A 19,109-nucleotide genomic window follows, 5' to 3' on the forward strand; every position below is an offset into this window, starting at 1 on the left:
GAGACCTGTGGCGGATCGCGGAGCGGGCGACACGCCCGACCGCGGGGGGTGTGCGGGAGGGACGGTACGGCCCGGAGACCCGGGTCGGCGGCCAGCACAGCACGACCTAGACAGCATCACCGAACAGGAAAGAGAACCGCGCGGTGCCCACCATCCAGCAGTTGGTCCGTAAGGGCCGCCAGGACAAGGTGTCGAAGAACAAGACGCCCGCTCTGAAGGGTTCGCCCCAGCGACGTGGCGTGTGCACGCGTGTCTACACGACCACTCCCAAGAAGCCGAACTCCGCGCTGCGCAAGGTCGCCCGTGTGCGCCTGTCCAGCGGCATCGAGGTCACGGCCTACATCCCGGGTGTCGGTCACAACCTGCAGGAGCACTCGATCGTGCTCGTGCGCGGTGGTCGTGTGAAGGACCTTCCCGGTGTCCGCTACAAGATCATCCGCGGTTCGCTCGACACCCAGGGTGTGAAGAACCGCAAGCAGGCTCGCAGCCGCTACGGCGCGAAGAAGGAGAAGAGCTAATGCCGCGCAAGGGTCCCGCCCCGAAGCGTCCGGTCGTCGTCGACCCGGTCTACGGCAGCCCCGTCGTCACGCAGCTGGTCAGCAAGGTCCTGCAGGACGGCAAGAAGCAGGTTGCCCAGCGCATCGTCTACACCGCCCTCGAGGGCTGCCGTGAGAAGACCGGCACCGACCCCGTCGTGACCCTCAAGCGCGCTCTCGACAACGTGCGTCCCTCCCTCGAGGTCCGCAGCCGCCGCGTCGGTGGCGCCACCTACCAGGTCCCGGTCGAGGTCCGCGCCAGCCGGCAGACCACGCTGGCCCTGCGCTGGCTCGTGGGCTATGCCCAGGCCCGTCGCGAGAAGACGATGGCCGAGCGCCTGATGAACGAGATCCTCGACGCCTCCAACGGCCTCGGTGCCGCTGTCAAGCGCCGCGAGGACACCCACAAGATGGCCGAGTCCAACAAGGCCTTCGCGCACTACCGCTGGTGATCCGGCGGTACGCCGGGCACGTGCACGTCCCACAAGGACCGCTGCCGCGCCCGTCGTACTGCTCATCAGCGCTGCTGCCCACCTGACCCGAGAAATAACCCGAGGGAACGAAGACACGTGGCCGTCGACATCACCACGGACCTGAAGAAGGTCCGCAACATCGGCATCATGGCGCACATCGACGCCGGCAAGACCACCACCACCGAGCGGATCCTGTTCTACACCGGCATCACCTACAAGATCGGTGAGGTCCACGAGGGCGGCGCCACGATGGACTGGATGGAGCAGGAGCAGGAGCGCGGCATCACCATCACCTCCGCCGCGACGACCTGCTGGTGGAAGGACCACCAGATCAACATCATCGACACCCCCGGCCACGTCGACTTCACGGTCGAGGTCGAGCGGTCGCTGCGCGTCCTCGACGGCGCGGTCGCGGTGTTCGACGGTGTCGCCGGTGTCGAGCCGCAGAGCATGACGGTGTGGCGCCAGGCGAACAAGTACGCCGTCCCGCGGATGTGCTTCGTCAACAAGCTCGACCGCACCGGGGCGGACTTCTTCCGCTGCGTCGACATGATCGTCGACCGCCTCAACGCCACCCCGCTGGTGCTGCAGATCCCGATCGGCGCCGAGTCCGACTTCCTCGGCGTGGTCGACCTGGTCGGCATGCGCGCGCTCACCTGGCGCGGCGAGACCAAGATGGGCGAGGACTACGAGGTCGAGGAGATCCCCGCCGAGCTGGCCGACCAGGCCGCCGAGTGGCGCGAGAAGCTCCTGGAGACCCTCGCCGAGGCCGACGACGAGATCATGGAGATGTACCTCGAGGGGGAGACCCCCTCGGTCGAGCAGATCGAGGCAGCGATCCGTCGCGCCACGCTCGCCGACAAGGTCAACCCCGTGCTCACCGGCACCGCGTTCAAGAACAAGGGCGTGCAGCCCCTGCTCGACGCGATCGTGAAGTACCTCCCCTCCCCGCTGGACATCGAGGCCATCGAGGGCCACAAGCCCGGCGACGAGGAGGCGGTCATCCAGCGCAAGCCCGCCGACGAGGAGCCCTTCGCCGGCCTGGCGTTCAAGATCGCCGCCGACCCGCACCTGGGCAAGCTGACCTACGTCCGCGTCTACTCCGGCAAGCTCGAGGCCGGCCAGACCGTGCTGAACTCGGTCAAGGGCAAGAAGGAGCGGATCGGCAAGATCTACCAGATGCACGCCAACAAGCGTGAGGAGATCGCGTCGGTCGGCGCCGGCCAGATCGTGGCCGTGATGGGTCTGAAGGACACCACCACCGGCGAGACGCTCTGTGTCCAGAGCGACCCGGTCGTCCTCGAGTCGATGACCTTCCCGGCCCCGGTGATCGAGGTCGCCATCGAGCCGAAGACCAAGGGCGACCAGGAGAAGCTCGGCGTCGCGATCCAGCGGCTCTCGGAGGAGGACCCCACCTTCACCGTGAAGACCGACGAGGAGACCGGCCAGACGATCATCGCCGGCATGGGCGAGCTGCACCTCGAGGTGCTCGTCGACCGCATGAAGCGCGAGTTCCGCGTCGAGGCCACCGTCGGCAAGCCGCAGGTCGCCTACCGGGAGACCATCCGCAAGAAGGTCGAGAAGCACACCTACACCCACAAGAAGCAGACCGGTGGGTCGGGTCAGTTCGCGAAGGTCGTGGTCTCGCTCGAGCCGAGCATCGACCCCGAGACCGGTGCCGGTGCGGGCTACGAGTTCGTGAACAACGTCACCGGTGGTCGCGTGCCGCGCGAGTACATCCCCTCGGTGGACCAGGGCGGCCAGGAGGCCATGGAGTTCGGCGTGCTCGCCGGCTACCCGATGGTGGACGTCAAGTTCACCCTCGAGGACGGTGCTTACCACGAGGTCGACTCCTCCGAGCTGGCCTTCAAGCTGGCCGGCAACCAGGCCTTCAAGGAGGCCGCCCGCCAGGCCAAGCCGGTGCTGCTGGAGCCCATGTTCAAGGTGGAGGTGACCACTCCCGAGACCTATCTCGGCGACGTGATCGGCGACATCAACTCCCGCCGTGGGCAGGTCCAGTCCATGTTCGAGCGGCACGGTGACCGGGTCGTCGAGGCCCTTGTTCCGCTGTCCGAGATGTTCGGGTACGTTGGCGACCTGCGGTCCAAGACCTCAGGCCAGGCCTCGTACTCGATGGAGTTCGACTCGTACGCCGAGGTTCCCCAGAACGTCGCGGACGAGATCATCAAGAAGGTCCGCGGCGAGTAGCTGCCCATCGGCAGTGCCCGGCGCCTAAATCAGACGAGTCAAGAAACTAGCTAGGAGGAGCCCCAGTGGCTAAGGCGAAGTTCGAGCGGACTAAGCCGCACGTCAACATCGGCACCATCGGTCACATCGACCACGGTAAGACGACGTTGACCGCAGCGATCACCAAGGTGCTGCACGACAAGTACCCGGACCTGAACCCCTTCACGCCGTTCGACGAGATCGACAAGGCCCCTGAAGAGCGTCAGCGCGGTATCACCATCTCCATCGCGCACGTCGAGTACCAGACCGAGGCGCGTCACTACGCGCACGTCGACTGCCCGGGTCACGCCGACTACATCAAGAACATGATCACCGGTGCGGCGCAGATGGACGGCGCCATCCTGGTGGTCGCCGCCACCGACGGCCCGATGCCGCAGACCCGCGAGCACGTCCTCCTGGCCCGCCAGGTCGGCGTCCCCGCTCTGGTCGTCGCGCTGAACAAGTGCGACATGGTGGACGACGAGGAGCTCATCGAGCTCGTCGAGATGGAGGTCCGCGAGCTCCTCAGCGAGTACGAGTTCCCCGGCGACGACATCCCCGTGGTCCGCGTTGCGGCCTTCCCGGCGCTGAACGGCGACGAGAAGTGGGGCGAGTCGATCATCGAGCTGATGAACGCCGTCGACGAGTACATCCCGCAGCCCGAGCGTGAGGTCGACAAGCCGTTCCTCATGCCGGTCGAGGACGTCTTCACGATCACCGGTCGCGGCACCGTGATCACCGGCCGTATCGAGCGCGGCATCGTCAAGGTGAACGAGGAGGTCGAGATCGTCGGCATCCGCGAGGGTTCGATGAAGACCACCGTCACCGGCATCGAGATGTTCCGCAAGCTGCTCGACGAGGGCCAGGCCGGTGAGAACGTCGGTCTGCTGCTTCGTGGCACCAAGCGCGAGGACGTCGAGCGCGGCATGGTCGTCATCAAGCCGGGCACCACGACCCCGCACACCAACTTCGAGGCTTCGGTCTACATCCTCTCGAAGGAGGAGGGCGGCCGTCACACGCCGTTCTTCAACAACTACCGCCCGCAGTTCTACTTCCGCACCACGGACGTGACCGGCGTCGTGACCCTCCCCGAGGGCACCGAGATGGTCATGCCGGGCGACAACACCGACATGACGGTCGAGCTGATCCAGCCGATCGCCATGGAGGAGGGCCTCCGCTTCGCTATCCGCGAGGGTGGCCGCACCGTCGGCGCGGGCCGCGTCACCAAGATCACCAAGTGATCGCCTAGCACCTCAGCCGAGAGGCCCCGTCCCCCTGGGGGGCGGGGCCTCTTGCTTTGACCGGAAGGACACGCGTGGAGCACGCCAAGGTACGGCCCGCTCGGCCGCACACCGGGTTGACCGAGGACGGCCGTCGGCTGGCCCAGGTGCTGACCTACACGCGTCGGGGGAGCCGGCTGACCCCGAAGCAGCAGGTCGCCTGGGACCGGCACCGCGACCGCTGGTGGATCCCGGACGAGGCCGTCGACGCGCCCGGGTTCGACGTCAGGTCCTCCTTCGCGGACCCGGCTGCCCCTCTGGTCGTGGAGATCGGCTCGGGCGTGGGGGAGGCCACGGCAGCCCTCGCGGCAGCGAGACCGTCGTACAACATCCTGGCGTTCGAGGTCTGGCGGCCCGGGGTGGCCGAGACGTTCGCCCGGCTCGCGGACGCCGGCGTGGACAACGTCCGGATGATCAGCGTCGACGCGGTCTGGTCCATGGAACACCTCTTCGGCGAGGCCGCGATCGCCGAGCTGTGGACGTTCTTCCCCGACCCGTGGCCCAAGAAGCGGCACCACCGGCGGCGGCTGGTGAACCCAGGCTTCGCCTCGGTCGCCGCGTCCCGGCTGCAGCCCGGCGGCGTGTGGCGGCTGGCCACCGACTGGCCGGACTACGCCGAGCAGATGACCGAGGTGCTCGGCGCCGAGTCCCTCCTCGAGAACGTGTACGACGGTCCCGCGCCGCGATGGTCGGAGCGTCCGGTGACCCGGTTCGAGCGGCGCGGCGTCTCCGCCGGGCGGCCGATCACCGACCTGGTCTACCGGCGGAGGACCTGAACGGTGCTGCGTGGCGCGCGCGTCACATCCGCCGGGCGGGGGCTCGATTTGATATGGGCGCCCGGTGTCTGACAAGATAGTCCGGTTGCTCCGGCGGGGTCGCCGGGGTGCGCCGAGTGAGCATGTCGCACGTCGGACATGCAGGTTGCACCGAACCTGGAGACCTCTGTGAGCCCGACAAACCCGTCGGGCGCCACCCCAACAATGACAGATCGATGGCGGCTGTCCGCGCGAAACCTGCGCGACACGCCCGACCTCGGGGGTCGGTGGGAGCAAGGGCGGAGCACTCCTCCCGGAGTGCGACGAGATACTCAGCGGTACACGAGTAGAAAGACGAACTGAGAGCTATGGCGGGACAGAAGATCCGCATCAGGCTCAAGGCCTATGACCACGAGGTGATCGACACCTCGGCGCGCAAGATCGTTGACACGGTCACCCGTACGGGCGCGAAGGTCGCCGGCCCTGTGCCCCTCCCGACCGAGAAGAACGTCTACTGCGTCATCCGCTCGCCCCACAAGTACAAGGACAGCCGCGAGCACTTCGAGATGCGCACCCACAAGCGTCTTATCGACATCATCGACCCCACGCCGAAGACGGTTGACTCGCTCATGCGGCTCGACCTCCCTGCCGGTGTCGACATCGAGATCAAGCTCTGAAGGCCAATCCCATGAGCACTTTTGAACGCAACGTCCGCGGGCTGCTGGGCACCAAGCTCGGCATGACCCAGACCTGGGACGAGAACAACCGCATCGTGCCTGTGACCGTGGTCGCGGCTGGCACCAACGTGGTCACGCAGGTCCGCCTGCCCGAGACCGACGGCTACAACGCCGTCCAGCTCGGCTTCGGCGAGATCGACGGCCGCAAGGTGAACAAGCCGCGCGCGGGTCACTTCGAGAAGGCCGGCGTCACCCCGCGCCGCCACCTGGTGGAGATCCGCACCGCGGACGCCGCGTCGTACTCCGTCGGCCAGGAGATCAGCCCCGAGCTGTTCTCGGCCGGCGAGGAGGTCGACGTGACCGGCACCAGCAAGGGCAAGGGCAACGCCGGTGTCATGAAGCGTCACGGCTTCCACGGTCTGCGCGCCTCGCACGGTGTGCACCGCAAGCACCGCTCGCCGGGTTCGATCGGCGGCTGCGCCACGCCCGGCCGCGTCTTCAAGGGCATGCGGATGGCCGGCCGGATGGGTGGCGAGACCGTCACCACCCAGAACGTCACCATCCACGCCGTGGACGCCGAGAAGGGCCTGGTCCTGCTCAAGGGCGCCGTGCCCGGTCCCAAGGGTGGCCTCGTGGTCATCCGGTCCGCCGCCAAGTCGACCGTGAAGGAGGCCTGAGCATGACCGCGAAGACCGTCAAGGTCGATCTGCCGGCCGAGATCTTCGACGTCCAGGTCAACGTCCCGTTGATCCACCAGGTCGTCGTCGCGCAGCAGGCTGCCGCGCGTCAGGGCACCGCCTCCACGAAGACACGCTCCGAGGTCCGCGGTGGTGGCCGCAAGCCCTACAAGCAGAAGGGCACCGGCCGCGCCCGCCAGGGCTCGACCCGCGCGCCGCAGTTCGCCGGTGGTGGCACCGTGCACGGCCCGCAGCCGCGCAGCTACGACCAGCGGACCCCGAAGAAGATGAAGGCCGCCGCTCTCCGTGGCGCCCTCTCCGACCGGGCGCGTGCCGACCGCATCCACGTCGTCGAGGCGCTCGTCACCGGCGACGCTCCCTCGACCAAGGCCGCCCTGGCTGCGATCGCCGGTCTCACCGACCGTCCCCGCACCCTGGTCGTCCTCGAGCGCTCCGACACCGTCTCCTGGCTGTCGCTGCGCAACGTTCCCGAGGTGCACCTGATCGCCGTCGACCAGCTCAACACCTACGACGTCCTGCTCTCGGACGACGTGGTGTTCACCAAGGCCGCGTTCGACGCCTTCGTGGCCGGCCCGCAGGCCGGCAAGTCGGTCAAGGCCGTCGCCACGTCCACCGAGGCCGATGAGGAGGAGGGCAAGTGAGCACCTTCCACAAGGACCACCGCGACGTCCTGATCGCGCCGGTCGTCAGCGAGAAGAGCTACGGCCTGCTCGACGCCAACAAGTACACCTTCCTGGTGCACCCGGACGCCAACAAGACCGAGATCAAGATCGCGGTCGAGAAGGTCTTCAACGTCAAGGTCACCTCCGTCAACACCCTCAACCGTCAGGGCAAGACGCGTCGCACGCGCTTCGGGATGGGCAAGCGAGCCAACACCAAGCGCGCGATCGTCAGCCTGGCCGAGGGCCAGCGCATCGACATCTTCGGAGGTCCGGTCAGCTGACCGGGCCAGGTAGAGGACTGAGAACTCATGGCAATCCGTAAGTACAAGCCGACCACCCCGGGCCGTCGCGGCTCGTCGGTCGCCGACTTCGTCGAGGTGACGCGGTCGACGCCGGAGAAGTCGCTGGTGCGCCCGCTCCCGAAGAAGGGCGGCCGCAACAACCAGGGCCGGATCACCACCCGTCACCAGGGCGGCGGTCACAAGCGCGCCTACCGCGTCGTCGACTTCCGTCGCTACGACAAGGACGGCGTGCCGGCCAAGGTGGCCCACATCGAGTACGACCCGAACCGCACCGCGCGCATCGCGCTGCTGCACTACGCCGACGGCGAGAAGCGCTACATCATCGCGCCGCAGGGCCTGGGGCAGGGCACGGTCGTGGAGGCCGGGCCGAAGGCTGACATCAAGCCCGGCAACAACCTCCCGCTGCGCAACATCCCGGTCGGCACGACGATCCACTGCATCGAGCTTCGCCCCGGCGGCGGCGCCAAGATGGCCCGCTCCGCGGGCAACAGCGCCCAGCTCGTCGCTAAGGAAGGCAGCCGCGCACAGCTGCGTCTGCCCTCCGGCGAGATGCGGTACGTCGACGTGCGCTGCCGCGCGACGGTCGGCGAGGTCGGCAACGCCGAGCAGTCCAACATCAACTGGGGCAAGGCCGGCCGCATGCGGTGGAAGGGCAAGCGCCCGACCGTCCGCGGTGTGGTCATGAACCCGGTCGACCACCCGCACGGTGGTGGTGAGGGCAAGACCTCCGGTGGTCGTCACCCGGTCTCCCCGTGGGGCAAGCCCGAGGGCCGCACGCGCAAGCGCAAGGCCAGCGATGCCCTCATCGTCCGTCGCCGCAAGTCCGGCAAGCGTCGCTGAGAAAGGACCTGACCAATGCCACGCAGCCTGAAGAAGGGTCCCTTCGTCGACGACCACCTCATGAAGAAGGTGGACGGACAGAACGAGAAGGGCACCCACAACGTGATCAAGACCTGGTCGCGTCGTTCGATGATCGTGCCGGCCATGATCGGCCACACGATCGCCGTGCACGACGGCCGGAAGCACGTTCCCGTGTTCGTGACCGACGCGATGGTCGGCCACAAGCTCGGTGAGTTCGCCCCGACCCGCACCTACCGCGGGCACGTCAAGGACGACCGGAAGAGCCGCCGCCGCTGACGCGGGGGCCGGCGAACAGAGTCGAGAGAGTCGAAAGAATATGAGCGTTATGGAGCGGAGGCGCGTGAGCGCCCGACGCGAGAGCCTGCTGGGCGACGAGCCCGGTGCTTTCGCCAGCGCACGCTTCGTCCGGATCACCCCGATGAAGGCCCGCCGTGTCGTCGACATGGTCCGCGGCATGGGTGTGGACGAGGCGCTGGCGCTGCTGCAGTTCGCGCCGCAGGCGGCCAGCGAGACGGTCTACAAGGTCCTTGAGAGTGCAGTCGCCAACGCGGAGGGCACCGAGAACCTGGACCGCAACACGCTGGTCGTCACCAAGGCGATGGTCGACGAGGGTCCGACGATGAAGCGCTGGCGCCCCCGCGCGCAGGGTCGCGCGTCGCGGATCAACAAGCGCACGAGCCACATCACGCTGGTCGTGCAGCCGGTCGCCGACGGTGCGTCCACGAACAAGGCACGGAAGGCGGGCAACAGGTAATGGGTCAGAAGATCAACCCGAACGGTTTCCGCCTCGGTATCTCCACCGACCACCGGAGCCGCTGGTACGCCGACAAGCTCTACAAGTCCTACGTGGGCGAGGACGTCGCGATCCGGCGTCTGCTCTCCAAGGGCATGGAGCGCGCCGGCATCAGCCGCGTCGAGATCGAGCGCACCCGCGACCGCGTCCGTGTGGACATCCACACCGCGCGTCCGGGCATCGTGATCGGTCGCCGTGGCGCCGAGGCTGACCGGATCCGCGGGGAGCTCGAGAAGCTCACCGGCAAGCAGGTCCAGCTGAACATCCTCGAGGTGAAGAACCCCGAGATCGACGCGCAGCTCGTCGCGCAGGGCGTGGCCGAGCAGCTGTCGGGTCGTGTGGCGTTCCGTCGCGCGATGCGCAAGGCGATCCAGACGTCGATGCGCAGCGGCGCGAAGGGTGTCCGGATCCAGTGCTCGGGTCGCCTCGGTGGCGCCGAGATGTCGCGCTCGGAGTTCTACCGCGAGGGCCGCGTGCCCCTGCACACCCTCCGCGCGGACATCGACTACGGCTTCTACGAGGCACGCACCACCTTCGGTCGGATCGGCGTGAAGGTCTGGATCTACAAGGGCGAGGTCGCCGGCACCCGCGCCGAGCGTGAGGCTCAGGCTGCTGCCCGCGCCGCCGCTCCCGGCCGTGGCCGTCCCTCGCGCGGTGGTGACCGCCCGAGCCGTGGCAGCCGTGGCGACCGTCCGTCGCGCGCCGACCGTGGCGCCCAGCCCTCCGGCCAGCAGGAAGCCCCTGCCGTCGAGGCGCAGGGTGGCGCTCCCGCGACCGCCGCTGCCGAGCAGCAGCCCCAGTCCGGACAGGAGAGCTGACCGACATGTTGATGCCCCGCAGGGTCAAGCACCGCAAGCAGCACCACCCGAAGCGGACCGGTGCGGCCAAGGGCGGCACCCAGGTGACGTTCGGTGACTACGGCATCCAGGCCCTCGAGCCCGCCTACGTGACCAACCGTCAGATCGAGTCCGCTCGTATCGCGATGACCCGTCACATCAAGCGTGGCGGAAAGGTCTGGATCAACATCTACCCGGACCGTCCGCTGACGAAGAAGCCCGCCGAGACCCGGATGGGTTCCGGTAAGGGTTCCCCCGAGTGGTGGGTGGCCAACGTCAAGCCCGGCCGCGTGATGTTCGAGCTCTCCGGCGTCCCGGAGGACGTGGCCCGCGAGGCGATGCGCCGCGCGATCCACAAGCTCCCGATGAAGTGCAAGTTCGTCACCCGTGAAAGTGGTGAATTCTGATGGCTACCACTGCACACGAGCTTGACTCGTTGACCAACGGCGACCTCGAGCAGAAGCTGCGGGAGGCCAAGGAAGAGCTGTTCAACCTGCGCTTCCAGGCCGCCACCGGCCAGCTCGAGAGCCACGGCCGTCTCCGCACGGTCAAGCGTGACATCGCCCGCATCTACACCGTGGTGCGTGAGCGCGAGCTCGGGATCCGCGAGACCCCGGGCAACGAGGACGGTGCCGCATGAGCGAGAAGGCGAACGAAGTGACTGGAACCGAGCAGCGTTCTGCCCGCAAGGTCCGTGAGGGCCTCGTGGTCAGCGACAAGATGGAGAAGACCGTCGTCGTCTCCGTCGAGGACCGTGTCAAGCACGCTCTCTACGGCAAGGTCATGCGTCGTACGAGCAAGCTCAAGGCGCACGACGAGCAGAACCAGTGCGGCGTCGGCGACCGGGTCCTGATCATGGAGACCCGTCCGCTGTCGGCCACCAAGCGCTGGCGCGTCGTCGAGGTCCTCGAGAAGGCGAAGTAAGGCGCGAGCGAAGCGAGCCTGCCTACTTCGCAACAAACAGTCAGCCCGGCGCCAGCCGGTCCGCGCAGTCAGGGGCGGCGAAGCCGCCAGTAGGTTCCCCCAGGCTCACCACCAGGTGAGAACCGGGGCGACAAGGAGAAAGTGATGATCCAGCAGGAGTCGCGACTCAAGGTCGCCGACAACACCGGTGCGAAGGAGATCCTCTGCATCCGTGTTCTCGGTGGCTCGGGTCGGCGCTACGCCGGCATCGGCGACGTCGTCGTCGCCACCGTCAAGGATGCGATCCCCGGTGGCAACGTGAAGAAGGGCGACGTCGTCAAGGCCGTCGTCGTCCGCACCGTCAAGGAGCGCCGCCGTCCCGACGGTTCCTACATCCGGTTCGACGAGAACGCAGCCGTGATTCTCAAGAACGACGGGGAGCCCCGCGGAACCCGCATCTTCGGCCCCGTGGGTCGCGAGCTGCGGGAGAAGAAGTTCATGAAGATCATCTCGCTGGCTCCGGAGGTGCTCTGAGATGGCACAGAACAAGAAGAAGACCCTGAGCATCAAGAAGGGCGACGTCGTCCGCGTCATCGCCGGCAAGGACAAGGGCGCCGAGGGCAAGGTCATCGCCGTCCAGGCCGACCGTGAGCGTGTGATCGTCGAGGGTGTGAACCGCATCAAGCGGCACACCAAGGTGGTCAACCAGGGCGGTCGCGCCGGCAACACCGGCGGCATCGTCACCCAGGAGGCAGCCATCCACGTGTCCAACGTGATGCTCCTCGTGGACGCCCCCAAGGGCGAGAAGGGCAAGGTCACCACGCGCGTCGGCTTCCGTCGCGACGAGGTCACCAAGCGCCGCCCCGACGGCTCGACCTACACCGCTGAGCGCAGTGTGCGTGTCGCGCGCAAGAACGGTGAGGAGATCTGATGACCACCGAGACAGTTGAGACCCGCAGCATGCCGCGCCTCAAGCAGCGCTACCGCGAGGAGATCCTCCCCGCGCTGCACCAGGAGTTCGGCTACGCCAACGTGATGCAGGTGCCCGGCCTGACCAAGATCGTGGTCAACATGGGTGTCGGCGAGGCGGCGCGCGACTCGAAGCTCATCGAGGGCGCGGTGCGCGACCTGACCGCGATCACCGGCCAGAAGCCGCAGGTCACCAAGGCCCGCAAGTCCATCGCGCAGTTCAAGCTGCGTGAGGGGATGCCGATCGGCGCGCACGTCACGCTGCGCGGCGACCGGATGTGGGAGTTCCTCGACCGACTGCTGTCGCTCGCCCTTCCGCGTATCCGCGACTTCCGCGGCCTCTCAAGCACACAGTTCGACGGCCGCGGCAACTACACCTTCGGTCTGACCGAGCAGGTCATGTTCCACGAGATCGACCAGGACAAGGTCGACCGCTCGCGAGGCATGGACATCACGGTCGTGACCACCGCAACGAACGACGACGAGGGTCGCGCGCTGCTCAAGCAGCTCGGGTTCCCCTTCAAGGAGCAGTGAGACCATGGCGAAGACAGCACTGATCGTCAAGGCGTCGCGCAAGCCGAAGTTCAAGGTTCGCGGCTACACCCGCTGCCAGCGATGCGGCCGGCCGAAGGCGGTGTACCGCAAGTTCGGTCTCTGCCGCGTCTGCCTGCGCGAGATGGCTCACCGCGGCGAGCTGCCCGGTGTCACCAAGAGCTCCTGGTAGAGCACGCACCACATTCCTCTTGACTCAACAAGCAACTAGATCGCTGAAGGTCGCCCGGCAGGATCGGGGCGAAACCACGGTGGGAAAGGGCCCTAGAAGGCCATGACGATGACTGACCCGATCGCAGACATGCTCACGCGTCTGCGCAACGCCAACCAGGCGTACCACGACTCGGTGTCGATGCCTTACAGCAAGCTGAAGGCCGGTGTCGCCGAGATCCTCCAGCAGGAGGGCTACATCACCTCCTGGAAGGTGGAGGACACCCCGGAGGACCAGGTGGGCAAGACGCTCACCGTGATCCTCAAGTACGGCCAGAACCGCGAGCGTTCGATCGCTGGGCTGCGCCGCATCAGCAAGCCGGGCTTGCGTGTGTACGCCAAGGCCACCGGCCTCCCGAAGGTGCTCGGCGGCCTCGGCGTCGCGATCATCTCGACCAGCCAGGGCCTGCTGACCGACCGTCAGGCCAACCAGAAGGGCGTGGGTGGGGAAGTCCTCGCCTACGTCTGGTAACGACGAGACCAGAAGGAGGAAGAAGCATGTCGCGCATTGGCAAGCTCCCCATCACGGTCCCGTCGGGTGTCGACGTGGCCGTCGAGGAGAGCACTGTGACTGTGAAGGGGCCCAAGGGCACCCTGTCGCACACCGTCGCATCCCCGATCACCGTCGCTCGCGGTGAGGACGGTGCCATCGAGGTGGCCCGGCCCAACGACGAGCGTGTCAGCAAGTCGCTCCACGGCCTGACCCGCACGCTGATCGCCAACATGGTGACCGGTGTGACCGAGGGCTACGAGAAGAAGCTCGAGATCGTCGGCGTGGGTTACCGCGTCCTGTCGAAGGGGCCGACGCAGCTCGAGTTCCAGCTCGGCTACTCCCACCCGATCACCTTCAACGCGCCCGAGGGGATCACGTTCACCGTCGAGGGCCCGACCAAGCTCGGTGTCCAGGGCATCGACAAGCAGCTCGTCGGCGAGGTCGCTGCCAACATCCGCAAGCTGCGCAAGCCGGAGCCCTACAAGGGCAAGGGCGTTCGCTACGCGGGCGAGCAGATCCGTCGCAAGGTCGGAAAGGCTGGTAAGTGACGATGGCTATCGCACTCAGGGCTTCCAAGCACACCTCCGCGCGTGTGGCGTCGCGTCTGCGCCGCCAGGTTCGCGGCCGCAAGAAGATCGCCGGCACCGCCGAGCGTCCGCGCATGGTCGTCACCCGGTCCAGCAAGCACATCACGGTGCAGGTCGTCGACGACCTAGTCGGCAAGACGCTTGCCTCCGCCAGCACCATGGAGGCGGACCTGCGCTCGTTCGAGGGCGACAAGACCGCCAAGGCCAAGCGGGTCGGTGAGCTCGTCGCAGAGCGCGCCAAGGCCGCCGGCGTCGAGGGCGTGGTCTTCGACCGTGCGGGCAACAAGTACCACGGGCGCGTAGCCGCCCTCGCCGACGGCGCCCGTGAGGGCGGCCTCGCGTTCTGATCGCGAATCGACTGAAAGAAGGAAGAGGTAGTTCGAATGAGCGGATCCCAGCGCCGTAGCGGCGGCGGCGACCGTCGCGGCCGCGACGACCGTCGTGGCCAGGCTGCGGACAAGACCGCCTACATCGAGCGTGTCGTCGCGATCAACCGTGTCGCCAAGGTCGTGAAGGGTGGTCGTCGCTTCAGCTTCACCGCCCTCGTGATCGTCGGTGACGGCGACGGCATGGTCGGTGTCGGGTACGGCAAGGCCAAGGAGGTTCCGGCGGCGATCGCCAAGGGTGTCGAGGAGGCGAAGAAGAACTTCTTCCGCGTCCCCCGCATCCAGGGCACGATCCCGCACCCGGTGCAGGGCGAGAAGGCCGCGGGCGTCGTGCTCCTGCGTCCGGCCGCTCCCGGTACCGGTGTGATCGCCGGTGGCCCGGTGCGCGCTGTGCTCGAGTGCGCCGGCATCCACGACGTGCTGAGCAAGTCGCTCGGGTCGTCGAACCAGATCAACATCGTGCACGCCACGGTCGAGGCCCTGAAGGGTCTCGAGGAGCCGGAGTCCGTCGCTGCTCGCCGGGGTCTCCCCGTCGAGGACGTCGCCCCGGCCGCGCTGCTCAAGGCCCGTGCGGAGGTGAGCCAGTGATGGCACGCCTCAAGGTCGAGCAGAAGCGGTCGACGATCGGCTGCAAGCAGAACCAGCGGGACACCCTCCGCACGCTTGGGCTCAAGCGCATCGGCGACGTCGTCGTCAAGGAGGACCGTCCTGAGATCCGTGGCATGCTCCACACGGTCAGGCACCTGATCGCCGTCGAGGAGGTCGACTGACATGACGCTCAAGCTGCACCACCTGCGTCCCGCCCCTGGCGCCAAGACCGCGAAGACCCGTGTGGGTCGCGGTGAGGCCTCGAAGGGCAAGACCGCGGGCCGCGGTACCAAGGGTACGAAGGCGCGCTACCAGGTCCCCGAGAGCTTCGAGGGCGGCCAGATGCCGCTGCACATGCGGCTGCCGAAGCTGAAGGGCTTCAAGAACCCGTTCAAGGTGGAGTTCCAGGTGGTCAACCTCGACCGTCTGAACGAGCTCTTCCCCGAGGGCGGCACCGTGGGCGTCGACGAGCTCGTCGCCAAGGGCGCGGTCCGCAAGGGCCAGCCCGTCAAGGTGCTCGGCTCCGGCGACGTCTCGGTCGCGCTGCAGGTGAGCGCCCACGCGTTCTCCAACAGCGCGAAGGAGAAGATCGCGGCCGCCGGCGGCAGCACCACCGAGCTCTGAGCCACCGGCTCACTCGGACACAGGTACGCAGAGCAGGGGCGTGGTCGGCGCGAGCCGGCTGCGCCCCTGCTTGCATCACCAGGGGCATCGCGGATCACGGTGAAACCGTGGGTTCGGTGCCTGTTAGGCTTCCGGGGTCCCGCTGCAGACAGCGAGATACCCGCACGTGAAGAAAGAGGACCAGGTGCTAGGCGCTTTCGCCAACGCGTTCCGGACGCCGGACCTGCGACGCAAGCTGTTGTTCGTCCTGCTGATCATCGTGATCTTCCGGCTCGGGTCTCAGGTGCCCGCCCCGGGCGTGCACGTGGAGAACGTCCAGGCCTGTTTCGGCCAGATCGAGAACCAGGGCATCTACGGCCTGATCAACCTCTTCTCCGGCGGGGCGTTGCTCCAGCTGACGATCTTCGCGCTGGGGATCATGCCGTACATCACCGCGAGCATCATCCTGCAGCTGCTTGTCGTGGTCATCCCGCGCCTGGAGGCCCTCAAGCAGGAGGGGCAGGCCGGTCAGACCAAGATCACCCAGTACACCCGCTACCTGACCCTGGCGCTGGCGATCCTTCAGGCGACGGGCATCACCGCGCTGGCCCGCAACCGGCAGCTGATCCAGGGCTGTGAGCTCCCGCTGCTGCACAACGAGGACGCCCTGTCCACGATGCTGATCATGGTGATCACCATGACGGCCGGCACCGCGGTGATCATGTGGCTCGGTGAGCTGATCACCGAGCACGGCATCGGCAACGGCATGTCCCTGCTGATCTTCACCCAGGTGGTCGCCACCTTCCCCGCCTCGCTCTGGGCGGTCCGCGAGGCCAACGGCTGGCTGACCTTCGGCATCGTGGTCGCCGTCGGCCTGGTCATCATCGCGGCGGTCATCTTCATCGAGCAGGCCCAGCGCCGGATCCCGGTGCAGTACGCCCGGCGGATGGTCGGTCGCAAGATGTTCGGCGGCTCCTCGACCTACATCCCGCTCAAGGTCAACCAGGCCGGCGTCATCCCGGTGATCTTCGCCTCGAGCCTGCTGTACCTGCCGGCGATGGCCTCGCAGTTCGGCAACCAGGGTTCGTGGTTCAACGAGTTCATCACCACCTACTTCGCCGACGGAAGCCACCCCCTCTACATGGCGGTGTACTTCCTGATGATCATCTTCTTCACCTACTTCTACGTCGCGATCACCTTCAACCCCGTGGAGGTCGCCGACAACATGAAGAAGTACGGCGGCTTCATCCCCGGGATCCGGGCGGGCAAGCCGACCGAGGAGTACCTCTCCTACGTCCTGTCCCGCCTCACGTTCCCCGGCTCGCTCTACCTCGGCCTCGTGGCCCTGATCCCCCTGGTCGCCTTCGTGCTGATCGGTGCCAACCAGAACTTCCCGTTCGGTGGCACGTCCATCCTGATCATGGTCGGTGTCGCTCTCGACACGGTGAAGCAGATCGAGAGCCAGCTGCAGCAACGCAACTACGAAGGATTCCTGCGCTGATGAGACTGATCCTGATGGGCCCTCCGGGTGCCGGCAAGGGCACCCAGGCCAAGGTGATCTCCGCCCGACTGGGCATCCCCGCCATCTCCACCGGTGACATCTTCCGGGCCAACGTGTCCGAGGGCACCCCGCTCGGGGTGGAGGCCAAGCGCTACATGGACCGCGGGGACTACGTGCCCGACGAGGTCACCAACGCGATGGTCCGCGACCGGATCTCCCAGGACGACGCGACCGGGGGCTTCCTGCTCGACGGCTACCCGCGCACCGTCGCCCAGGTCCAGGAGCTCGACTCGATGCTGGCCGACTCCGGTGCCTCCCTCGACGCGGTGGTCGTGCTCACCGTCGTCGACGAGGAGCTGGTGCAGCGCCTGCTCCACCGTGCACAGACCGAGGGCCGGACCGACGACACCGAGGAGGTCGTCCGGCACCGGCAGGACGTCTACAACCAGCAGACCGCTCCGCTGATCGCGGTGTACGCCGACCGGGGCCTGCTCGTCGAGGTCGACGGCATGGGCACCGTGGACGAGGTCAGCGAGCGGATCTTCACCGCTCTCGACGCGGTCCGCCAGCGCTCCGGCAGCTGAGGGCTGTGTTCAAGGACCGCGGGATCGAGATCAAGACGCCCGAGCAGATCCGCAAGATGCGGACCGCCGGGCTCCTGGTCGGTCAGACCCTCGAGCTGCTGCGAGCCTCGGTGCGGCCCGGGATCACCACGCTGGAGCTGGACCGGATCGCGGAGGACAACATCCGCTCCCACGGAGGCGTCCCCTCGTTCAAGGGCTACCACGGTTTCACCGGCAGCATCTGCGCCTCGGTCAACGACGAGGTCGTGCACGGGATCCCCGGCGACCGGGTGATCGAGGAGGGTGACCTGGTCTCGATCGACTGCGGGGCCGTGGTCGACGGATGGCACGGCGACGCGGCGATCACGGTCGCCGTCGGCGAGGTGCCCGAGGAGGCCCGCGAGCTGATGCGGGTGACCGAGGAGGCAATGTGGCGCGGCTTCGCCGCAGCGCGCCTCGGCGGCCGGCTGACCGACATCTCCCACGCCGTGGAGTCCTACGTCCGCAGCCAGGGTGACTACGGGATCGTCGAGGACTACGTCGGGCACGGGATCGGCACCGCCATGCACCAGCCGCCGAACGTGCCGAACTTCGGCAAGCCGGGGCGCGGTCCCAAGCTGGTCGAGGGGCTCGCCCTCGCGGTCGAGCCGATGGTCGTGCTCGGCCATCCCTCGACCTACGTGCTCCCCGACGACTGGACGGTCAAGACCGACGACGGCTCGTTCGCCGCCCACTTCGAGCACACCTTCACGCTCACCGAGCGCGGGGCCTGGGTGCTCACCGCGATCGACGGGGGAGCGGCCAAGCTCGCCGAGCTCGGCGTCCCGTTCGGCGGTTCCTGAGCCCGTCGAAGGGCGGTCCCTGAGCCCGTCGAAGGGCGGTCCCTGAGCCCGTCGAAGGGTGGTTCCTGCGCGATTAGGGGTTCCGTGGGGTGATCCCGTAGACTTGGACGTCGGTCCAACGTGGGCCTGTTTCGTGGTGCCCTGCGGCTGCCCGGCGAACGCCTCGTCCTCGCAAGAGGACCGGTGTGCGGTCGGGAAGGGGCACCCGGCGGGCCTCACGAGGTCCACCGGCCGCACGTGCGCGTCGGAGGTTCCCGGGCCACCTGCGTCGCGCCGAGTCCCTCAGGCCCCGGCTGGCGCAGTGCAGTAACGGTAGACCAGTCATCAACAGATTGCGGAGGACATGCCGAAGAAAGAAGGCGTGATCGAGATCGAGGGCACGGTTGTCGAAGCTCTCCCGAACGCTATGTTCCGGGTCGAGCTGAGCAACGGGCACAAGGTCCTCGCCCACATCAGCGGCAAGATGCGTCAGCACTACATCCGGATCCTTCCCGAGGACCGAGTCGTCGTCGAGCTCTCGCCGTACGACCTGACCCGCGGTCGGATCGTCTACCGGTACAAGTAACACCCGAGCAATCGGTCCAGCCAGCCGTCCACGGCGCCGGTCCGCGTCCCACGCGCGCCGGGGTCATGCACATGAGAAGAGCTTCGAATGAAGGTCAACCCGAGCGTCAAGCCGATCTGTGACAAGTGCAAGGTGATCCGTCGCCACGGCCGCGTCATGGTGATCTGCGAGAACCCTCGCCACAAGCAGCGCCAGGGCTGAGCCCCGGCGCGACGGCCTCGGCCGTCGAGCAGCACAACTGAACACCG

General features: G+C 67.4%; 31 protein-coding genes. All 31 read left to right on the forward strand.

What is annotated here, in order from left to right; genetic code table 11:
• The first annotated feature begins 143 nt into the window (after nt 1–143).
• The 31 genes from rpsL (at nt 144) to rpmJ (ending at nt 19,062) form a co-directional block, all read left to right on the forward strand.
• On the forward strand, nt 144–518 hold the full coding sequence (gene rpsL / locus ACYVIH_RS21925; RefSeq protein WP_221024385.1) for a 30S ribosomal protein S12: 375 nt from the start codon (nt 144–146) through the stop codon (nt 516–518).
• On the forward strand, nt 518–988 hold the full coding sequence (gene rpsG / locus ACYVIH_RS21930; RefSeq protein WP_460871676.1) for a 30S ribosomal protein S7: 471 nt from the start codon (nt 518–520) through the stop codon (nt 986–988). Before rpsL ends, rpsG begins: the two co-directional genes overlap by 1 nt.
• Before the next feature lie 168 nt (nt 989–1,156).
• Entirely contained in the window at nt 1,157–3,217 is a 2,061-nt protein-coding gene (gene fusA, locus ACYVIH_RS21935) for an elongation factor G (RefSeq protein ID WP_460871757.1), read from the forward strand.
• A gap of 65 nt (nt 3,218–3,282) precedes the next feature.
• Nucleotides 3,283–4,476: an elongation factor Tu gene (gene tuf, locus ACYVIH_RS21940; protein ID WP_460871677.1), complete on the forward strand. Its 1,194-nt coding sequence runs from the start codon at nt 3,283–3,285 to the stop codon at nt 4,474–4,476.
• Between the two features lie 74 nt (nt 4,477–4,550).
• On the forward strand, nt 4,551–5,291 hold the full coding sequence (gene trmB / locus ACYVIH_RS21945; RefSeq protein ID WP_460871678.1) for a tRNA (guanosine(46)-N7)-methyltransferase TrmB: 741 nt from the start codon (nt 4,551–4,553) through the stop codon (nt 5,289–5,291).
• A 347-nt stretch (nt 5,292–5,638) separates the two neighbouring features.
• Nucleotides 5,639–5,947, forward strand: coding sequence for a 30S ribosomal protein S10 (rpsJ, locus tag ACYVIH_RS21950; protein ID WP_008360994.1), 309 nt, complete (start codon nt 5,639–5,641; stop codon nt 5,945–5,947).
• A gap of 11 nt (nt 5,948–5,958) precedes the next feature.
• Nucleotides 5,959–6,624 carry a 50S ribosomal protein L3 gene (gene rplC, locus ACYVIH_RS21955; RefSeq protein WP_460871679.1) on the forward strand — a complete coding sequence of 222 codons (666 nt, stop codon included), beginning with the start codon at nt 5,959–5,961 and terminating at the stop codon, nt 6,622–6,624.
• A 2-nt stretch (nt 6,625–6,626) separates the two neighbouring features.
• Nucleotides 6,627–7,286 (forward strand): 50S ribosomal protein L4, sunset domain variant, encoded by a 660-nt coding sequence (rplD, locus tag ACYVIH_RS21960; RefSeq protein ID WP_460871680.1) that lies wholly within the window; start codon nt 6,627–6,629, stop codon nt 7,284–7,286.
• Nucleotides 7,283–7,588 (forward strand): 50S ribosomal protein L23, encoded by a 306-nt coding sequence (gene rplW, locus ACYVIH_RS21965; RefSeq protein WP_460871681.1) that lies wholly within the window; start codon nt 7,283–7,285, stop codon nt 7,586–7,588. Before rplD ends, rplW begins: the two co-directional genes overlap by 4 nt.
• A gap of 27 nt (nt 7,589–7,615) precedes the next feature.
• Complete coding sequence (rplB, locus tag ACYVIH_RS21970) at nt 7,616–8,449, forward strand: 50S ribosomal protein L2 (protein ID WP_460871682.1); 834 nt, start codon at nt 7,616–7,618, stop codon at nt 8,447–8,449.
• Nucleotides 8,450–8,464: 15 nt separating this feature from the next.
• Nucleotides 8,465–8,746, forward strand: coding sequence for a 30S ribosomal protein S19 (gene rpsS, locus ACYVIH_RS21975; protein WP_460871683.1), 282 nt, complete (start codon nt 8,465–8,467; stop codon nt 8,744–8,746).
• 40 nt (nt 8,747–8,786) lie between these two features.
• Nucleotides 8,787–9,224, forward strand: a complete 438-nt coding sequence (gene rplV / locus ACYVIH_RS21980; protein ID WP_460871684.1) for a 50S ribosomal protein L22 — start codon at nt 8,787–8,789, stop codon at nt 9,222–9,224.
• A complete protein-coding gene (rpsC, locus tag ACYVIH_RS21985) occupies nt 9,224–10,081 on the forward strand; it encodes a 30S ribosomal protein S3 (RefSeq protein ID WP_460871685.1) in 858 nt (285 codons plus the stop codon). Before rplV ends, rpsC begins: the two co-directional genes overlap by 1 nt.
• Before the next feature lie 5 nt (nt 10,082–10,086).
• On the forward strand, nt 10,087–10,506 hold the full coding sequence (gene rplP / locus ACYVIH_RS21990) for a 50S ribosomal protein L16 (RefSeq protein WP_460871686.1): 420 nt from the start codon (nt 10,087–10,089) through the stop codon (nt 10,504–10,506).
• Nucleotides 10,506–10,739 carry a 50S ribosomal protein L29 gene (rpmC, locus tag ACYVIH_RS21995; protein ID WP_460871687.1) on the forward strand — a complete coding sequence of 78 codons (234 nt, stop codon included), beginning with the start codon at nt 10,506–10,508 and terminating at the stop codon, nt 10,737–10,739. The genes rplP and rpmC overlap by 1 nt, the downstream gene beginning before the upstream one ends.
• A complete protein-coding gene (gene rpsQ, locus ACYVIH_RS22000) occupies nt 10,736–11,023 on the forward strand; it encodes a 30S ribosomal protein S17 (RefSeq protein WP_460871688.1) in 288 nt (95 codons plus the stop codon). Before rpmC ends, rpsQ begins: the two co-directional genes overlap by 4 nt.
• Before the next feature lie 144 nt (nt 11,024–11,167).
• A complete protein-coding gene (gene rplN, locus ACYVIH_RS22005) occupies nt 11,168–11,536 on the forward strand; it encodes a 50S ribosomal protein L14 (protein WP_192140182.1) in 369 nt (122 codons plus the stop codon).
• Between the two features lies 1 nt (nt 11,537).
• Entirely contained in the window at nt 11,538–11,933 is a 396-nt protein-coding gene (gene rplX, locus ACYVIH_RS22010) for a 50S ribosomal protein L24 (RefSeq protein WP_460871689.1), read from the forward strand.
• Nucleotides 11,933–12,505, forward strand: coding sequence for a 50S ribosomal protein L5 (gene rplE / locus ACYVIH_RS22015; protein ID WP_460871690.1), 573 nt, complete (start codon nt 11,933–11,935; stop codon nt 12,503–12,505). Before rplX ends, rplE begins: the two co-directional genes overlap by 1 nt.
• Nucleotides 12,506–12,509: 4 nt before the next feature.
• Nucleotides 12,510–12,695: a type Z 30S ribosomal protein S14 gene (locus ACYVIH_RS22020; RefSeq protein WP_460871691.1), complete on the forward strand. Its 186-nt coding sequence runs from the start codon at nt 12,510–12,512 to the stop codon at nt 12,693–12,695.
• Between the two features lie 102 nt (nt 12,696–12,797).
• The gene (gene rpsH, locus ACYVIH_RS22025) at nt 12,798–13,205 is read left to right on the forward strand and encodes a 30S ribosomal protein S8 (protein WP_460871692.1); all 408 of its coding nucleotides are present in this window, start codon (nt 12,798–12,800) and stop codon (nt 13,203–13,205) included.
• Nucleotides 13,206–13,231: 26 nt separating this feature from the next.
• Complete coding sequence (gene rplF, locus ACYVIH_RS22030) at nt 13,232–13,774, forward strand: 50S ribosomal protein L6 (RefSeq protein WP_460871693.1); 543 nt, start codon at nt 13,232–13,234, stop codon at nt 13,772–13,774.
• A gap of 2 nt (nt 13,775–13,776) precedes the next feature.
• Nucleotides 13,777–14,160, forward strand: coding sequence for a 50S ribosomal protein L18 (gene rplR, locus ACYVIH_RS22035; protein WP_460871694.1), 384 nt, complete (start codon nt 13,777–13,779; stop codon nt 14,158–14,160).
• A gap of 36 nt (nt 14,161–14,196) precedes the next feature.
• Nucleotides 14,197–14,787 carry a 30S ribosomal protein S5 gene (rpsE, locus tag ACYVIH_RS22040; RefSeq protein ID WP_460871695.1) on the forward strand — a complete coding sequence of 197 codons (591 nt, stop codon included), beginning with the start codon at nt 14,197–14,199 and terminating at the stop codon, nt 14,785–14,787.
• Nucleotides 14,787–14,969 carry a 50S ribosomal protein L30 gene (rpmD, locus tag ACYVIH_RS22045; protein ID WP_460871696.1) on the forward strand — a complete coding sequence of 61 codons (183 nt, stop codon included), beginning with the start codon at nt 14,787–14,789 and terminating at the stop codon, nt 14,967–14,969. Before rpsE ends, rpmD begins: the two co-directional genes overlap by 1 nt.
• Before the next feature lies 1 nt (nt 14,970).
• Nucleotides 14,971–15,411, forward strand: coding sequence for a 50S ribosomal protein L15 (gene rplO, locus ACYVIH_RS22050; protein ID WP_460871697.1), 441 nt, complete (start codon nt 14,971–14,973; stop codon nt 15,409–15,411).
• A gap of 184 nt (nt 15,412–15,595) precedes the next feature.
• Nucleotides 15,596–16,891, forward strand: coding sequence for a preprotein translocase subunit SecY (secY, locus tag ACYVIH_RS22055; RefSeq protein WP_460871758.1), 1,296 nt, complete (start codon nt 15,596–15,598; stop codon nt 16,889–16,891).
• A complete protein-coding gene (locus tag ACYVIH_RS22060; RefSeq protein WP_460871698.1) occupies nt 16,891–17,475 on the forward strand; it encodes an adenylate kinase in 585 nt (194 codons plus the stop codon). Before secY ends, ACYVIH_RS22060 begins: the two co-directional genes overlap by 1 nt.
• A 5-nt stretch (nt 17,476–17,480) precedes the next feature.
• The gene (map, locus tag ACYVIH_RS22065) at nt 17,481–18,296 is read left to right on the forward strand and encodes a type I methionyl aminopeptidase (RefSeq protein WP_460871699.1); all 816 of its coding nucleotides are present in this window, start codon (nt 17,481–17,483) and stop codon (nt 18,294–18,296) included.
• Nucleotides 18,297–18,639: 343 nt separating this feature from the next.
• A complete protein-coding gene (infA, locus tag ACYVIH_RS22070) occupies nt 18,640–18,861 on the forward strand; it encodes a translation initiation factor IF-1 (protein ID WP_011757309.1) in 222 nt (73 codons plus the stop codon).
• 87 nt (nt 18,862–18,948) lie between these two features.
• Entirely contained in the window at nt 18,949–19,062 is a 114-nt protein-coding gene (gene rpmJ, locus ACYVIH_RS22075) for a 50S ribosomal protein L36 (RefSeq protein ID WP_004008316.1), read from the forward strand.
• Nucleotides 19,063–19,109 lie beyond the last annotated feature (47 nt).

The organism is Nocardioides pakistanensis (assembly GCF_054781215.1).

Bases quoted from the DNA above. Each gene is read 5' to 3' on its own strand.
- infA (WP_011757309.1), top strand. From the start codon at position 18,640: ATGCCGAAGAAAGAAGGCGTGATCGAGATCGAGGGCACGGTTGTCGAA.
- rpmC (WP_460871687.1), top strand. From the start codon at position 10,506: ATGGCTACCACTGCACACGAGCTTGACTCGTTGACCAACGGCGACCTC.
- rplE (WP_460871690.1), top strand. From the start codon at position 11,933: ATGACCACCGAGACAGTTGAGACCCGCAGCATGCCGCGCCTCAAGCAG.
- rplD (WP_460871680.1), top strand. From the start codon at position 6,627: ATGACCGCGAAGACCGTCAAGGTCGATCTGCCGGCCGAGATCTTCGAC.
- rpsS (WP_460871683.1), top strand. From the start codon at position 8,465: ATGCCACGCAGCCTGAAGAAGGGTCCCTTCGTCGACGACCACCTCATG.
- rplX (WP_460871689.1), top strand. From the start codon at position 11,538: ATGGCACAGAACAAGAAGAAGACCCTGAGCATCAAGAAGGGCGACGTC.
- rpmJ (WP_004008316.1), top strand. From the start codon at position 18,949: ATGAAGGTCAACCCGAGCGTCAAGCCGATCTGTGACAAGTGCAAGGTG.
- rplR (WP_460871694.1), top strand. From the start codon at position 13,777: ATGGCTATCGCACTCAGGGCTTCCAAGCACACCTCCGCGCGTGTGGCG.
- fusA (WP_460871757.1), top strand. From the start codon at position 1,157: ATGGCGCACATCGACGCCGGCAAGACCACCACCACCGAGCGGATCCTG.
- rpsE (WP_460871695.1), top strand. From the start codon at position 14,197: ATGAGCGGATCCCAGCGCCGTAGCGGCGGCGGCGACCGTCGCGGCCGC.
- rplV (WP_460871684.1), top strand. From the start codon at position 8,787: ATGAGCGTTATGGAGCGGAGGCGCGTGAGCGCCCGACGCGAGAGCCTG.
- rpsC (WP_460871685.1), top strand. From the start codon at position 9,224: ATGGGTCAGAAGATCAACCCGAACGGTTTCCGCCTCGGTATCTCCACC.
- rpsH (WP_460871692.1), top strand. From the start codon at position 12,798: ATGACGATGACTGACCCGATCGCAGACATGCTCACGCGTCTGCGCAAC.
- rplO (WP_460871697.1), top strand. From the start codon at position 14,971: ATGACGCTCAAGCTGCACCACCTGCGTCCCGCCCCTGGCGCCAAGACC.
- rpsQ (WP_460871688.1), top strand. From the start codon at position 10,736: ATGAGCGAGAAGGCGAACGAAGTGACTGGAACCGAGCAGCGTTCTGCC.
- rplB (WP_460871682.1), top strand. From the start codon at position 7,616: ATGGCAATCCGTAAGTACAAGCCGACCACCCCGGGCCGTCGCGGCTCG.
- rplF (WP_460871693.1), top strand. From the start codon at position 13,232: ATGTCGCGCATTGGCAAGCTCCCCATCACGGTCCCGTCGGGTGTCGAC.
- rpmD (WP_460871696.1), top strand. From the start codon at position 14,787: ATGGCACGCCTCAAGGTCGAGCAGAAGCGGTCGACGATCGGCTGCAAG.
- ACYVIH_RS22020 (WP_460871691.1), top strand. From the start codon at position 12,510: ATGGCGAAGACAGCACTGATCGTCAAGGCGTCGCGCAAGCCGAAGTTC.
- rplC (WP_460871679.1), top strand. From the start codon at position 5,959: ATGAGCACTTTTGAACGCAACGTCCGCGGGCTGCTGGGCACCAAGCTC.
- rpsG (WP_460871676.1), top strand. From the start codon at position 518: ATGCCGCGCAAGGGTCCCGCCCCGAAGCGTCCGGTCGTCGTCGACCCG.
- rplP (WP_460871686.1), top strand. From the start codon at position 10,087: ATGTTGATGCCCCGCAGGGTCAAGCACCGCAAGCAGCACCACCCGAAG.
- rpsJ (WP_008360994.1), top strand. From the start codon at position 5,639: ATGGCGGGACAGAAGATCCGCATCAGGCTCAAGGCCTATGACCACGAG.
- ACYVIH_RS22060 (WP_460871698.1), top strand. From the start codon at position 16,891: ATGAGACTGATCCTGATGGGCCCTCCGGGTGCCGGCAAGGGCACCCAG.
- rplN (WP_192140182.1), top strand. From the start codon at position 11,168: ATGATCCAGCAGGAGTCGCGACTCAAGGTCGCCGACAACACCGGTGCG.